The organism is Arthrobacter sp. MW3 TE3886 (assembly GCF_041262145.1).
Classification (GTDB): domain Bacteria; phylum Actinomycetota; class Actinomycetes; order Actinomycetales; family Micrococcaceae; genus Arthrobacter.
In genome coordinates, this window is record NZ_JBGCAN010000001.1 from 429,497 (window position 1) to 443,591 (window position 14,095).

Here is a 14,095-nt window from a genome sequence, read left to right on the forward strand (position 1 = left end):
GAGATGGCCGCCATGGGACCGGGCATAGCGGCCATCTTCGGCAAATGGTGCACGGCTGAAGCGATCCGGCCCGTCCCGCACGGTTCGGAAGCCGGATCTGAAAGCAGTGTTTCACTCTTAGTGAACTTTTTGTGATCGATGCCACATACGGTGTTGAATCGGTGCATGGCTGCCAAGGACTCAGAGACCCTGAGCGAACAACCCGAAACCCCCTTCCATGATCTGGACCACTACCTCGCGATCCCCAGAGTGAGCGGTTTGACGCTGAGCCCGGACGGCGCCCGGCTGGTGACCACCGTGGCAACGCTCGGCGCGAAGGGTACTGAATACTGCACCGCGCTGTGGGAGGTGGATCCGGGCGGGGTCAAACAGGCCCGCCGGATCACGCGCAGCGCCAAGGGGGAGGCGGGTGCGGTGTTTGCCGCCAGCGGCGACCTGTACTTCACCTCGGCCCGTCCCGATCCGGAGAGCCCCGAGGCCGACCCCGTCAACGCCCTCTGGATTCTCCCGTCCGACGGCGGCGAAGCCCGGGTGGCGTTGACCCGGGCCGGCGGAATCGGCGGGATCCACGCCGCCAAGGACGCCGACACCGTGGTGGTCGCGGCCTCGGTCCTGGCCGGCTCCACGGACGAGGACAACGACGAGGAACGCCGCAAGGCGCGCAAGGACAACAAAGTCGCGGCCATCCTGCACAGCGGTTACCCCGTCCGTTACTGGGACGCGGACCTGGGCCCGGCGCAGCCGCGGCTGTTCGCCGTCGAGCCCGGAGACCCGTTGGAGGCCGGAAAGCCGGCCACCGTCGACGCCGCGGCGCCCCTCAGGCTCCGCAACCTGACGCCCGACGCCGGCACCCGGCTCAGGGACGCCGAATCGGTGCTCAGCCCGGACGGCAGAACCATTTACAGCAGCTTCGCGAAGCCCCTCGCGAAGGCCGATTCACGCTCCGTGCTGGTCGCCATCGACGTCGCCACCGGCACCCGGACGGTGTTGCTGGACACGGAAGGCCTGAGCTACTTCCCGGGCCCGGTGAGTCCGGACGGCCGCAGCCTGGTGGTGGTCAGTGAAACCGACACCACGCCGCTGGCGGCCCCGCAGGTCAAGCTGCACCTCCTTGACGTCGCCGGCGCTAAGGCAGGGGACGGCGCCCTGACGCCGCTCGCCCATGACTGGGACCGCTGGGCCCGCCCCGCCGCGTGGCTGCCGGACGGATCGGCCCTGCTGGTCACCGCCGACGAGGACGGCGCATCGCCGGTGTTCCGGATCGGTGTGGCCGGAGACCCGGGCGGGGCCGGCCAGGTGCTGCGCCTGACGGCCGACGCCGCGGCGTACACCGACGTCGTCGTCGCGCCGGACGGACGCAGCGCCTACGCTCTGCGCAGCTCCTACGAATTCCCCGCCGAACCTGTACGGATCGACCTCGCCACCGGCGGCGTCGTCCGCCTGCCCGCGCCCGCGGAGCGCCCCCGCTACAAGGGCACGCTGGAGCGCGTCGAGACGACGGCGTCCGACGGCGCCCGTGTGCCCGCGTACCTGGCCCTGCCCGAGGGCGCGTCCGCCGCGGACCCGGCGCCGCTGCTGCTGTGGATCCATGGCGGCCCGCTGGGGTCCTGGAACGCCTGGACCTGGCGCTGGAACCCGTGGCTGCTGGTGGCCCGCGGCTACGCGGTGCTCCTCCCGGACCCTGCCCTGTCCACCGGCTACGGCCAGGACCACATCCAGCGCGGCTGGGGGGAATGGGGCAAGGCTCCGTTCACCGACCTGATGGCCATCACCGACGCCGTCGTGCAGCGCCCCGACATCGACGAGACGCGCACGGCCGCCATGGGCGGCTCCTTCGGCGGGTACATGGCCAACTGGGTGGCCGGGCAAACGGACCGCTTCAAGGCAATCGTCACGCACGCCAGCCTCTGGGCACTGGACCAGTTCGGCCCCACCACCGACGCCGCGCAGTACTGGCTCAAGGAGATGACGGCTGAGATGGCGCTGGAGAACTCCCCGCATCTGCACGTCGAGAACATCCGCACTCCCATGCTGGTCATCCATGGCGACAAGGACTACCGTGTGCCGATCGGCGAGGGGCTCCGGCTCTGGTACGAACTGCTCGCCAAGTCGCAACTGGCGGCGGACGAGAACGGCGAAACGGACCATCGTTTCCTGTACTTCCCGGACGAGAACCATTGGATCCTGCAGCCGCAGCACGCCAAGGTCTGGTACGGCGTCGTGGAGCACTTCCTGGCCAGGAACCTGCTGGACAAGGACGTTCCCGTGCCCGACGAACTCGGTCTCTGACGGCCCGGGACCCGTGCCGGCAGGAGGCCGGCCGGGCCCGGGGCACCCGTAAGATTGGGCTGTGACTGAGACCGTGACTGAGACCGCGACTGAGACGATCCGCATCCGCCCCGCCCGCACCGACGACGTTGGCGCCATCAAGACACTCGTGGCGCCGCTGGCCGACCAGCGGATCCTCATGGCCAAGGAAACCGTGGCCTACTACGAAAGCCTGCAGGAGTTCCGGATCGCCGAATCCGGCGAGGGCGAGGTGATCGGCTGCGGGGCGCTGCACGTCATGTGGGAGGACCTCGCCGAGGTCCGCACCCTCGCGGCCTCGGACGCCTGGCGCGGCAAAGGCGTAGGCCACGCGCTGGTGGAGCGTCTGCTGGAGGATGCCCGCGCGCTGGGAGTCTCCCGGGTCTTCTGCCTGACATTCGAGGTGGAGTTCTTCAAGAAGCACGGCTTTGAGGTCATGGCCGACCAGACCGCCGTCGACCCCGTGGTGTATTCCGAGCTCCTGCGCTCGCATGACGAAGGCGTGGCCGAGTTCCTGGACCTGGCGCGGGTCAAACCGAACACGCTGGGCAACACCAGGATGATCAAGGAGCTGTAGCGGCCGCCGGGTTGCTGCTGCCCTGGGCGGCGCCTGGCTGCCCCGGGCGGCGCTGGCGGCCGCCAGGAAATCGACGTCCACGCAGGGCTTCCCTTCAATAAATTTGGTGGATAAACTGATGCCGGCCCAGGGGGTGGGCCACCACACTTTCGGAGGCAAAAAAATTGCACAAAGACGTGATTTTTCCCGATCTCTCCGCAATCCACAGGCCGATCGCCAGCGCACCGGCAGGGCCGCCGGACCAGCCGCTGGAAGCGCTGCCGCCCGAACCCGCCACGCGCTCCTCGCCCGGCACCGGCGCTCCCGTGACGGGGCAAACCGCCGGACCGGTATCTGCCGCGTCAGTACCGCCGGCCACGTCCCGCACCCGCAAGGGCCGGCTCGCCGCGCCGCCGTTCTCATGGCTGGGCGTCGACGCCTGGCCGCATTCACCGGCGTGGGCCGACCAACAAGCCTGAAGCGCCGGAGTCCGGCACGCGCGGCCGACCCCGCCGCCCCGGGATTCGCAGCCCGCCAGGGGGCCCGGGCGGAGGAATCGGGAGCCTACCGCCGGCCGTGCCCCGGTAGTAGGGTCTAAGCAAGCAGCCAGGACACCATCCAGGGAGCACCGCCATGAAGAAACTCATCAATGATCCCAAAGCCGTGGTCGACGAGTCAGTGGAAGGGTTCGGGCTTGCTCACGCCGACCTCGTGACCGTCTTTCCGGACCCGAAATACATCGTGCGCAAGGACGCCCCCGTGGCCGGGAAAGTCGGGCTCGTCTCCGGCGGCGGCAGCGGACACGAGCCGCTGCACGGCGGGTACGTGGGCATGGGCATGCTCGACGCCGCCGTCCCGGGCGCCGTGTTCACCTCGCCCACCCCGGACCAGATCCTGCCGGCCACGCTGGCCGTAAGCTCCGGCGCCGGCGTCGTGCACATCGTGAAGAACTACACCGGTGACGTCCTGAATTTCGAAACCGCCGCCGAACTCGCGCAGGCCGAAGGCGTCGAGATCCGCACCGTGCTCGTCAACGACGACGTCGCCGTGCAGGATTCGCTGTACACGGCCGGGCGCCGGGGCGTCGGCGGCACCGTCCTGGTCGAGAAAATCGCCGGTGCGGCCGCCGAGCGGGGTGACAACCTGGACGCCGTCGCCGCGATCGGTGACCGCGTCAACCAGAACGTGCGCAGCATGGGCGTGGCGTTGTCTGCCTGCACCGTCCCGCATGCCGGGGTGCCCAGTTTCGAGCTCGAGGAAAACGAGATCGAGATCGGCATCGGCATCCACGGCGAGCCGGGTCGGCACCGCATCCCAATGGAAAACGCCGACGGCATCACCGACCGGCTCCTGGACCCGGTGGTCAGCGACCTCGGCCTCGCTTCCGGGGACCAGGTGCTCCTGTTCGTCAACGGCATGGGCGGCACCCCGCAAAGCGAGCTGTACATCGTCTACCGGCGGGCCGCGCAGAAACTGGCCGAGCAGGGCGTCACCGTGGCCCGCTCCCTCGTGGGCAACTTCATCACGTCCCTGGAAATGCAGGGCTGCTCCATCACTGTCCTGCGCCTCGATGACGAGATGACAACACTCTGGGACGCTCCCGTGCACACTCCGGCCCTCCGCTGGGGCGTCTGACCGTGGGCTTGGACGTCGGCTGGGCGGTGCGGTGGCTGACGCTTTCGGCGCAGGCCATGGCGGAGCACCGGGTGGAACTGATCGAGCTGGACCGGCCGATCGGGGACTCGGACCACGGCGAGAACATGGACCGCGGCTTCAAGGCCGTGATGGACAAGCTTGCCGAGGCGCCGCCGGAAACCCCGGCCGCGGCCCTGAAACTGACCGCCATGACGCTGATGTCCAAGGTCGGCGGGGCGGCCGGCCCGCTTTACGGCACGGCGTTCCTGCGGGCCGCCACGGCGCTGGGTGAGGCCTCCGACGTCGACGCCGCCACTCTCGCTGCCGCACTGCAGGCCGCACGCGACGGGATCGTGGCCCGCGGCAAGGCCGAATCCGGGGACAAGACCATGGTGGACGCGTGGACGCCCGCGATTGAGGCGGCCGCCGCTGCGGCTGGCGACGGCGACGGTGACGTCCGGAAGGTGCTGCTTGCCGCGGCGGAGGCCGCCGAGGCCGGCGCCGTGTCCACGGATCCGATGCTCGCCCGCAAGGGACGTGCCAGCTACCTGGGGGAGCGCAGCATCGGCCACCGCGACCCCGGAGCGGTCTCCAGCGCGCTGATTCTGCGCGCCGCGGCCGGAGCGGCCGAATGACAGTCCGGCTGGTGGTCGTCTCGCACAGCTCCAAGATCGCGGACGGCGCCGCCGAGCTCGCCGCGCAGATGGCTCCCGACGTCCTGATCTTGCCCGCCGGCGGCACCGACGACGGCCGCATCGGCACGAGCCTGGACAAGGTGATGGCGGCCCTGGAGCAGGCTGCCGGTGACGGTGTGGTGGTGCTCGCCGACCTCGGCTCCGCGGTGATGACGGCCGAGTCCGCTGCGGAGTTTGCAGCCGACCCGGGCTCGGTGCTGATTGCTGATGCGCCCCTCGTCGAAGGACTTGTCGCGGCCGCTGTGGCTGCGCAGGCAGGGGCCGAAGCGGCGGCGGTGAAGGACGCGGCCGAGGCCGTCTACCGGCCCCCGGCCCATCCCGCGGAGGCCGGGCATGTGCACCAGCAGCCGCCGGACGCCACCGGGGACTTTGAGCTCGTCAACCAGGCCGGCATGCATGCCCGGCCGGCAGCGAAGATCGCCGGCGGCCTGTCCGGCATGGACGCCGAGGTGACCGTGAACGGCGCCGATGGCGCTTCCATGACCGAGCTCATGATGCTTGCCGCCGGAAAGGGAACCGTCCTGCACGTGGAGGCCAGCGGCCCGGACGCCGCCAGGGCGGTCGGCTACCTGGAACGCCTGGTCGGCTCGGGATTCGGAGAACCGTAGGCGCTAGGGTGCTTGGCGGAGGCCGGCCGCGTCGAGCACCACACTGGCGGTAATGAAGGTTCCGCACTGCTCACCAAACGGGTGCGCCGCCCGGGGCGTGAACGCCGCGGTCCGGGCCGGCAGCGGGTTCCCGGCGGCATCCGTGCCGGTGGCCGTCACCTCGATCCGGCTGGCGCTCAGCGTCTCCATCATCAGCATGCCGGTCAGGGTGCCATCGGGCGAAGAAGTGGCCGAGCAGACGCCGTCGCCGCCGTAGGGGCCCGGCTCGCAGCCTTGGTCCACGGTCGTGCTTCCGGGAACCAGGTCGAGGTCCGCCTCCTTGCAGCGGCCGTCCTGGCAGGCGGCCAGGTGGACGGCCCGCACTGACGGGGCGTACTCCCGGTCCACCGTGAGCGACACAACGGGCGCCTGCGCGATCGCCGGGCAGGCGGCCTCCGGCCGGCACGAGACAGCCAGAACTGCCGTGAGGACCAGCACGGCCGCGGCCGTCAGCTTGCGCATGCTCCAGCGTAGATCCTCAGCCCGGGAGCCGGAAGCCGCCCTGGTGCAGTTCGGCGAGGCCGTCGCCCAGCAGGCCGGCCAGCGCCCGTTCCAGCTGCTCGGGGGCCGCGTTGAGCCGGTGCAGGGCCGCGAGCGGGATACCGATGCCCTGCGGTTCGAAGCCCAGGTCAGCGGGGGCCTGGTGGAACAGGACCGGCGCCACGGGCTCCTCGGCTGCCCGCAGGACGGCCATCACGGCGCCGCGCACCTGCCGGTCCGTGCCGTGCCAGGCCTGTCCCTTGGGCGTGTACGTTGGCGCCGGCTCGCCGGCCGCCAGCCAGGCGCAGGACTCCCGGACAGGGCACTGGCCGCACTTGGGGGCCCGCGCAGTGCAGACCAGGGCGCCGAGTTCCATGACGGCGGCGTTCCAGCGCACCGAGGCGCCGGGGCGGTCCGGGAGCAGCGACGCCGCCAGCCGCATTTCGGCGGCGGTCAGGGCCTGAGCCGGCAGGGCCGAGCCGCTGACCAGCCGCGCGTGGACCCGGCGGATGTTGGTGTCCACCACGATTTCGCGGCGTCCGTAGGCGAACGCGGCGACGGCCGCGGCCGTGTAGCTGCCCACGCCGGGCAGATCCAGGAGTTCGGCGTAGGTGCCGGGGACGGCCCCGTCGTGGCTGTCCCTGATGGCGACGGCGGCAGCGTGCAGGCGCAGGGCGCGCCGCGGATACCCGAGCCGGCCCCAGGACCGGACGGCCTCCCCGGCGGGTTCGCCGGCCAGATCGGCCGGTTCGGGCCAGCGGCGCAGCCACTCCTCCCAGACTGGCAGGACCCGGACCACAGGCGTCTGCTGGAGCATCACCTCGCTGACCAGCACACCCCAGGGCGTGCACTCCGCGGCCCGCCACGGCAGTTCCCTGGCGTTGGCCGTGAACCAGTCATCCAGGGCCGCATGCAGGGCAGGGAGATTGGCGGCGCGGGCGGGCGCCCCGGTGGGCAGGGGTGCCCGCGGTGCCGCGGCGGATACTGGGGGCGTTGGGGTTAGAGTTTCGATCCATTCAGCGTAATAGATCGGGGTAACGGATCGGGACGGCGTCAGGTCCCGCGGCGTGGTCGGGCGCCATAGCCCGCGCGGTTCTCTAGGCTGGAAGTATGGTCAGGCAAGGCACTTCAGGTACGGGCGGTTCGCGGCCGAAAGCTTCGGCCCCACGACAATCCGGACGCACATCCGGACGGCCCCCGCTCCGCCGGGTCTACCGCCGCCGCCGGCTGTTTGCGGGGGTGGTTCTGCTGCTCGTCATCGCCGTGGCCTTCGGCGGCTTTGTGGCGGTCTCCAATGCCATGGGCGGCGGCCAGCCAACCGGCGCCCAGTCGTCCGGGGCCGGAGCTGCACCGGCGGCCAGCCCGGCTGCCTCTGCGTCGGGGAGTCCCACGGCGTCCGGGGAGGCGTCGGCCTCACCCACGGCCACATCGGGCGAGGGCTGCGAGCAGAATCTGATCACCGTTACTGCTGCCACCGACAAACCGGCTTATGCCGCCGGTGAGAAGCCGCTGCTGAGCCTCACGGTGACCAACAACAACAAGATGCCGTGCGAGGTCAACCTCGGAACGTCGCAGATGGAGTACATGATCACCAGCGGCTCGGACCGGATCTTCTCCTCCAGGGACTGCCAGGCGGAGAGCGCGGACCTGATGAAGACCATTGCTCCGGGCAAGAGCGAAACGGCGAACTTCCCGTGGCAGCGCAACCGCACGGTGCAGGGCTGCGAGCCCGTCGAGGCCACGCCCGGTGCCGGCGGCGCCTATTACGTCTTCACCGCCCGGCTGGCGAACAAGAACAGCCCCAAGGCCGTGTTCCAGCTCAACTGACCCGGGAACCCCCGTCGAATGCTCCGTAGGTGCCGTTTTGGGCGCTCAAAAGGGCGCCTACGGAGCAATCGTTTTTGGAGCGGGTTAGAGGAAGCGGTCCAGCAGGCTGGCCTCGGCCATGCGGCTCAGGCCTTCCCTGACGGTCCTGGCGCGCTGGTCACCGATCCCGTCCACGGTCATGAGGTCATCGATCGTTGCCGCCATCAGGAACTGCAGGCCGCCAAAGTGGTCGACGAGCCGGTCGGCGACGGCCTTCGGCACGGCCTTGAGCCCGGAGAGCAGACGGTAGCCGCGCGGCTGCACGACGGCGTCGAGGTTGGCCTCGCCGCCGGCGAAGCCTACGATCCCGGCGATCTTGCCCAGGTCGATCAACTCGGTTGGGCCCAGGCTGACGAGGGCCTTGACGGCTTTGTCGATGTCCTCCGCTGTTGCGGCCGCCCCGGAGTAGTCGCGGATGATGACGTCGCTGCCTGGGCCGCGGCCCACGGTGAGCTCGTCCAGCTGCAGCGAGAGCAGGCGGCCGTCCTCGCCCAGTTCCAGGACGTACTGGGAAATTTCCTCGGAAATCCTGCGCACCATTTCCTGGCGCTGCAGGGTGACCGCGACGTCACGGACCGTGACCATGGCCTCGATTTCCAGGGCGGAGAGCGAGCTGGTGACCTGGTCCAGGCGCGAGCGGTAGCGTTCCAGGGTTGCCAGGGCCTGGTTGGCGCGGGCCAGGACCTTCTCGGAGCCCTCCAGGACGTGGCGCAGCCCGTGCACGTACAGCGCGATGATCTGCATTGACTGGCTGACCGAAATGACCGGGACGCCCGTCTGGATGGCCACGCGTTCCGCGGTCCGGTGCCTGGTGCCCGATTCCTGCGTTTCGATGCTCGAGTCCGGGACGAGCTGGACCGCCGCGCGCAGGATGTTGCTGGCATCCTTGTCGCAGACGATGGCGCCGTCCATCTTCGCCAGTTCCCGCAGCCGGGTGGGGGAGAAGTCGATGCCGATCTCGAAGCCGCCCGAACAGATGGATTCGATGGTCCTGTCGATGCCAAGCACGATCAGAGCGCCGGTCCGGCCGCGGAGGATGCGTTCCAGGCCGTCGCGGAGGGCTGTGCCCGGTGCCACCCTGGCCAGGGTCGCCTTGAGCGCATCTTCAGGGCTCCGAGCCATAGATTTCCCTTCAAAGGTGCAGGGACGAGCCTGCAAGTGCGCCGGATTCCAGGGTCTCCCGGCAGGATCAAAGTACTCAGTTCCCCGCTCTCCCCATGATAGGGGTAAAGCGTGGCCACTTCCGCACAGGCAAGCCTTAAAGTGGTCCATTATGGCGTGCCGCCGCGGGTCGCCGGAAGGGCTGTCCCGGGGGCCGCCCGGGACGGCATTTTGGCGCCGGGAGGCCGCCGCCTCGTGCGCCGGCCTCCGGCAGCTTCATGCGCGCTCCGGCCGCCGCTTCGTCCGCGGTCCGCGGCCTGCGATAAACTTGGATCCTTGGGTGTACCGCGGGCTCTCCGCGCCGTGACCCGTCCACTGCCGCAGCGAAAGTAGCATCGTGTCTCAAGAAGTCCTCAGCCCCGCCCGAGTCCAGGAGATTCACAAGCAGGCGGCCCGGCGCCGGACTTTCGCGGTCATTTCGCACCCCGACGCCGGCAAATCCACGCTGACGGAGGCCCTGGCGCTGCACGCGAAGGTGATCGGCACGGCCGGCGCCTCCAGCGGAAAGGCCAACCGCAAGGAGACGGTCTCGGACTGGATGCAGATGGAAAAGGACCGCGGCATCTCCATCAGCTCCGCCGCTCTGCAGTTCGCCTACCGGGACACCGTCATCAACCTCCTGGACACCCCGGGCCACGCCGACTTCTCCGAGGACACCTACCGCGTGCTCGCGGCCGTTGACTGTGCCGTCATGCTGGTCGACGCCGCGAAGGGCCTGGAAACCCAGACCATGAAGCTCTTCGAGGTCTGCAAGCAGCGCAACCTGCCCATCATCACTGTCATCAACAAGTGGGACCGGCCCGGCCTGGACGCCCTGGCCCTGATGGACGAGATCACCGAGCGCACCGGCCTACAGCCGATGCCGCTGACCTGGGCCGTTGGCATCTCCGGCGACTTCCGCGGCGTCTGGGACCTGCGCCATGACCGCTTCGCGCAGTTCAAGCGCAACAACGCCGGCGCCAACATCGCGCTCACCGAGTACTTCAGCCCCGACGAGGCCGCCGCCAGCCAGGGCGACGACTGGTCCAACGCCGTGGACGAGGCCGGGCTGGTCATCGAATCCAACCTGGCGTTCGACGTCGAGGCCTTCCATGCCGGCAAGGCGACGCCGATCCTCTTCAGCTCGGCCGCGCTGAACTTCGGCGTCAAGGAAATCCTCGACGCCCTCGTCGACTTCGCCCCGCCCGCTGCCCCGCGGCCCGACGTCGACGGCGACCCACGCCCCGTGGATGCCCCGTTCGCCGGATTCGTCTTCAAGGTCCAGGCCGGCATGAACAAGGCCCACCGCGACCACGTTGCCTTCATCCGCGTGTGCTCCGGCATGTTCGAGCGCGGGATGGTGGTCACCCAGACCCGGACGGGGAAGTCCTTCGCCACCAAGTACGCCCAGCAGGTCTTCGGCCGCGAACGCGAGGTGATCGACGAGGCCTTCCCGGGCGATGTGGTGGGCCTCGTAAACGCCTCTTCCCTCCGGGTGGGGGACAGCCTGTTCCTGGACCAGCCAGTGGAATTCCCGGCGATCCCGCTGTTCGCCCCGGAGCACTTCCAGGTGGCGCGCTCCAAGGACCCGAGCCGGTTCAAGCAGTTCCGCCGCGGCATCGAACAACTTGAGCACGAGGGCGTCATCCAGGTGCTCCGCTCCGACATCCGCGGCGACCAGGCGCCCGTGCTTGCCGCCGTCGGCCCCATGCAGTTCGAGGTGGTCGAAGACCGCATGGCGCACGACTTCAGCGCCCCGATGCGGCTGGAACGGCTCCCATACTCCATGGCCCGGATCTCGACCGCCGACGCCATGCCGGCGCTGGCCAACGTCCCCGGCGCCGAAGTCCTGTTGCGCTCCGACGGGGAATACCTGGCCCTGTTCAACGACGTCTGGGCCCTGCGCCGGATCGAAAAGAACCACCCCGACCTCACCCTGGTGCCGATCGGGACCCACAACCCCGCAAAGTAGCGCAAGGCGGCGGACCGAAAGACTCCTGGGAAGTCTTCCGTAATCCTGTTTCCGCGTTATGATAAGTAAGCTTGCTTACGATGCGGGTGCCGGGGCTTGTTTTCCGGCTTTGGACTGATCCGCCCGATTCCAGCGGCGGCCCCATTAGAGGGACCACGTAGACCTTTGACAACCATGGACCCCGGTTTCCTGCTCAGCGGACGCTACCGGATCGAAGAACTCATTGGCCGGGGCAGCCAATCGAGCGTATACCGTGCCACGGACGAAGCCCTGGGACGCGAAGTGGCTGTCAAACTCTTCCGCGACGGCACGGTGGACGAAGAACGGACCCGCCGGCAAAGCGATGAAGTGCGGATCCTGGCAGGGATGGCCCACCACGCCCTCGTGACACTGTTCGACGCCGGCACGGACCTGAGCGATCCGACCCGCCGGCTCAGCTACCTGGTGATGGAACTCGTCCGCGGCCCGGACCTCCGCCGCCGCTCGGCCGAGGGCCCGCTGTCAGCAGCCCACATGGCGCTGATCGGACACGATCTCGCCGACGGTCTTGCGCATATCCACCACCACGGCATCATCCACCGGGACGTCAAGCCGGCCAACATCCTGCTCGTGGACTACAGCGTCGAGGACCGGCGCCCGCGCGCCAAACTGAGCGACTTCGGCGTGGCCATCACCATCCGCGAAGGCCACCACGGCGACCCCGATGACAGCTCCGGCACCCCGGCCTACCTCAGCCCCGAACAAGCCGCCGGCGAACCGGCCGGCCCCGCCAGCGACGTCTATTCGCTGGGGCTGGTCCTGCTGGAAGGCCTGACCGGGAAAATGGCATACCCCGGCGCGCCGGTACAGTCCGCCCTGGCCCGGCTGCTCCACGACCCGGACATCCCCGAAGACATCGCGCCCCTGTGGGCGGCCCTGCTGACCTCCATGCTGGACAGGGATCCTGCGGCCCGCCCGCCGGCCCGGGAAGTGTCACTGGCCCTGCGCCAGGAAGTCATCAACGGCACGGGACGCCGCCGCCGGGACCCGGCCGCGCTGTTGACCGACGAAGAAGGGCGCATGCAGGCGGTCGAGCGGTACCGGATCCTGGACACTCCCGCGGACGGCGCCTTTGACCGGATCGCGGCGCTGGCCGCACGCATGTTCTCGGTGCCGGTGGCGATTGTCAGCGTTGTGGACCATGACCGCATCTGGTTCAAGTCCCACCACGGCACCGACGTCACGGAAATCGGCCGGGACCCCGGATTGTGCGCCTCCGCCGTCCTGCAGGGCGATGCCTGGATTGTCCGGGACGCCATCAACGATCCCCGGACGCTCTCCAACCCGCTCGTGGCAGGCGAGTTCGGCCTGCAGTTCTATGCGGGGGTGCCGCTGCGCACTCCGGACGGCTACAACCTGGGCACCTTCTGCATCCTGGACCGTGAGCCCCGCGAGTTCAGCGATGAGGATACTGCTGCGCTGGAGGACCTGGCGGCGCTCGTGATGCACGACCTGGAGCTGCGCCTCCACAGCCGGCGGGTGCTGGCCGGGTAACCTGCGGTCCGCCTGACGGGCTGGCCTACCGCCGGCCGGCGTGCAGGGCCAGTTCGAGTTCGAAGCGCGCCGTTGGATCCTCGAGGGCGTCGCCGAAGAGCTCGCGCAGCTGGGCTGCCCGGTAGCCCACGGTCTGCGGGTGGATCCCGAGCTCGGCGGCCACGGGCGCCCGCTGGCCCCAGTGGCGCAGCCAGGAGAGCAGGGTTTCGGCGAGACGGTCGCGCTGGGCGGGCCGGAGCCCTTCCAGCGGCGCGAGCCGGCGGTTGGCGAGTTCGGTGATCGCCGAGGGTTCCGCGCCGAGAATCACCTGCGCCAGGTGCTCGTCGGCCCAGATCGGGGGATCGTCCGGCCCCTCCCGCGGAGGCAGCGCGGCGGCCGCCAGCACGGCCAGCCGCAGCGAGTCCGGAACCCTCTCCCAGCCCCCGGCCGGTCCCACGGAAGCGCCGCGCCCCTTCAGGGCACGGTCCAGGTCGTCCCGGGCGGAGCGCGACACCCGCGCCGGCACCAGGGCCACAACATCGGTCTCGCGCTCAATCACAAGGGTGCCCGGACCCAGGCGCAGCCGCAGCCCGGCTGCCCGGTCCAGCGGCAGCGTCACCACCGCCATGCGCTGGGGCAGGGACCAGTCCGCCATCGCCGCCGTCTGGCGCAGGGCCGCCTCGTCGGCCTGGCCGAGCAGGAGCAGGTCCAGCAGTTCGGTGCGCCGCCGGTCCACCGCTCCGGCCCGTTCGGACTGTTCAAAGGCGTAGGCCTCGGCGCTGACCGCCGACAGCTCATCGATGTACGCGAGGATCGATTCGCCCAGATCCACCACGACGCCCTGGCCCAGATGGTGTTCCACCGAGACTTTGGACATCTCCCGGAAGGTCACGCGGGCGCCCATCCGGTAGGCGCTCAGGAGCGCGTCCATGCTCCGCCCCTGCCGGAACTCGCCGCTGCCCAGCCCGGCCACCAGCTCCCGGCTTTCCTCGGACAACGCCGGCAGCCGGGTCCCGGGCAGCTGCAGGAACCGGTCCAGCGCCGCGGCCACACCCCTGCGCAGCCCCCTGCCGAAGCGCCCCTCAATCGGCCTGGCGTACGCCGGGACGAGCTGCGGGACGGCCTCGATGATGGCCTCGACAATGCCGGGCATCCGCGGACGCAGCATGTCGCTGACCTCCCGCGGCAGGGCCAGCCAGGGAGGATCATAGGCGGGGGCGGGGCCGGCAGGCTCCCGGGCAGGGGATATGTTCATGGACAGTCCGATGAGTTGTTGCGGCGGGAT

At 69.8% G+C, this 14,095-nt stretch carries 13 protein-coding genes; 9 read left to right on the forward strand and 4 right to left on the reverse strand.

What is annotated here, in order from left to right; all coding sequences use genetic code 11:
* Positions 1–165: 165 nt before the first annotated feature.
* The 6 genes from ABH915_RS02065 (at position 166) to dhaM (ending at position 5,801) form a co-directional block, all read left to right on the forward strand.
* Positions 166–2,289: a prolyl oligopeptidase family serine peptidase gene (locus ABH915_RS02065; RefSeq protein WP_370117252.1), complete on the forward strand. Its 2,124-nt coding sequence runs from the start codon at positions 166–168 to the stop codon at positions 2,287–2,289.
* Positions 2,290–2,350: 61 nt separating this feature from the next.
* Entirely contained in the window at positions 2,351–2,884 is a 534-nt protein-coding gene (locus tag ABH915_RS02070; RefSeq protein ID WP_197026193.1) for an amino-acid N-acetyltransferase, read from the forward strand.
* A 176-nt stretch (positions 2,885–3,060) separates the two neighbouring features.
* Entirely contained in the window at positions 3,061–3,342 is a 282-nt protein-coding gene (locus ABH915_RS02075) for a hypothetical protein (RefSeq protein WP_155855834.1), read from the forward strand.
* A gap of 154 nt (positions 3,343–3,496) precedes the next feature.
* Entirely contained in the window at positions 3,497–4,498 is a 1,002-nt protein-coding gene (dhaK, locus tag ABH915_RS02080; RefSeq protein WP_018774917.1) for a dihydroxyacetone kinase subunit DhaK, read from the forward strand.
* Between the two features lie 2 nt (positions 4,499–4,500).
* A complete protein-coding gene (gene dhaL / locus ABH915_RS02085) occupies positions 4,501–5,133 on the forward strand; it encodes a dihydroxyacetone kinase subunit DhaL (RefSeq protein ID WP_026266688.1) in 633 nt (210 codons plus the stop codon).
* Complete coding sequence (gene dhaM / locus ABH915_RS02090) at positions 5,130–5,801, forward strand: dihydroxyacetone kinase phosphoryl donor subunit DhaM (RefSeq protein ID WP_370117257.1); 672 nt, start codon at positions 5,130–5,132, stop codon at positions 5,799–5,801. Before dhaL ends, dhaM begins: the two co-directional genes overlap by 4 nt.
* A 3-nt stretch (positions 5,802–5,804) precedes the next feature.
* Here dhaM and ABH915_RS02095 read toward each other — a convergent pair whose 3' ends face one another.
* Together ABH915_RS02095 and ABH915_RS02100 are read right to left on the reverse strand one after the other, a co-directional pair.
* Complete coding sequence (locus ABH915_RS02095; protein WP_370117259.1) at positions 5,805–6,302, reverse strand: hypothetical protein; 498 nt, start codon at positions 6,300–6,302, stop codon at positions 5,805–5,807.
* A gap of 16 nt (positions 6,303–6,318) precedes the next feature.
* Positions 6,319–7,155, reverse strand: coding sequence for an A/G-specific adenine glycosylase (locus ABH915_RS02100; protein WP_370117261.1), 837 nt, complete (start codon positions 7,153–7,155; stop codon positions 6,319–6,321).
* Positions 7,156–7,559: 404 nt separating this feature from the next.
* On the opposite strand from ABH915_RS02100, the gene ABH915_RS02105 reads away from it, so the two are divergent.
* Positions 7,560–8,147 carry a hypothetical protein gene (locus ABH915_RS02105; RefSeq protein WP_370117264.1) on the forward strand — a complete coding sequence of 196 codons (588 nt, stop codon included), beginning with the start codon at positions 7,560–7,562 and terminating at the stop codon, positions 8,145–8,147.
* 84 nt (positions 8,148–8,231) lie between these two features.
* On the opposite strand, the gene disA is transcribed toward ABH915_RS02105, so the two are convergent.
* Positions 8,232–9,308: a DNA integrity scanning diadenylate cyclase DisA gene (gene disA, locus ABH915_RS02110; RefSeq protein ID WP_370117266.1), complete on the reverse strand. Its 1,077-nt coding sequence runs from the start codon at positions 9,306–9,308 to the stop codon at positions 8,232–8,234.
* A gap of 376 nt (positions 9,309–9,684) precedes the next feature.
* Between disA and ABH915_RS02115 the strand changes: the two genes are divergently transcribed.
* Positions 9,685–11,298 (forward strand): peptide chain release factor 3, encoded by a 1,614-nt coding sequence (locus tag ABH915_RS02115; protein ID WP_370117268.1) that lies wholly within the window; start codon positions 9,685–9,687, stop codon positions 11,296–11,298.
* Positions 11,299–11,472: 174 nt separating this feature from the next.
* Positions 11,473–12,831: a protein kinase gene (locus ABH915_RS02120; RefSeq protein ID WP_370117271.1), complete on the forward strand. Its 1,359-nt coding sequence runs from the start codon at positions 11,473–11,475 to the stop codon at positions 12,829–12,831.
* A 25-nt stretch (positions 12,832–12,856) separates the two neighbouring features.
* On the opposite strand, the gene ABH915_RS02125 is transcribed toward ABH915_RS02120, so the two are convergent.
* A complete protein-coding gene (locus ABH915_RS02125; protein WP_026539488.1) occupies positions 12,857–14,065 on the reverse strand; it encodes a CdaR family transcriptional regulator in 1,209 nt (402 codons plus the stop codon).
* Between the last annotated feature and the right edge of the window lie 30 nt (positions 14,066–14,095).

Coding starts and splice junctions, on each gene's coding strand:
- ABH915_RS02065 (WP_370117252.1), top strand. CDS start 166: ATGGCTGCCAAGGACTCAGAGACCCTGAGCGAACAACCCGAAACCCCC.
- dhaK (WP_018774917.1), top strand. CDS start 3,497: ATGAAGAAACTCATCAATGATCCCAAAGCCGTGGTCGACGAGTCAGTG.
- dhaM (WP_370117257.1), top strand. CDS start 5,130: ATGACAGTCCGGCTGGTGGTCGTCTCGCACAGCTCCAAGATCGCGGAC.
- ABH915_RS02095 (WP_370117259.1), bottom strand. CDS start 6,302: ATGCGCAAGCTGACGGCCGCGGCCGTGCTGGTCCTCACGGCAGTTCTG.
- disA (WP_370117266.1), bottom strand. CDS start 9,308: ATGGCTCGGAGCCCTGAAGATGCGCTCAAGGCGACCCTGGCCAGGGTG.
- ABH915_RS02120 (WP_370117271.1), top strand. CDS start 11,473: ATGGACCCCGGTTTCCTGCTCAGCGGACGCTACCGGATCGAAGAACTC.
- ABH915_RS02125 (WP_026539488.1), bottom strand. CDS start 14,065: ATGAACATATCCCCTGCCCGGGAGCCTGCCGGCCCCGCCCCCGCCTAT.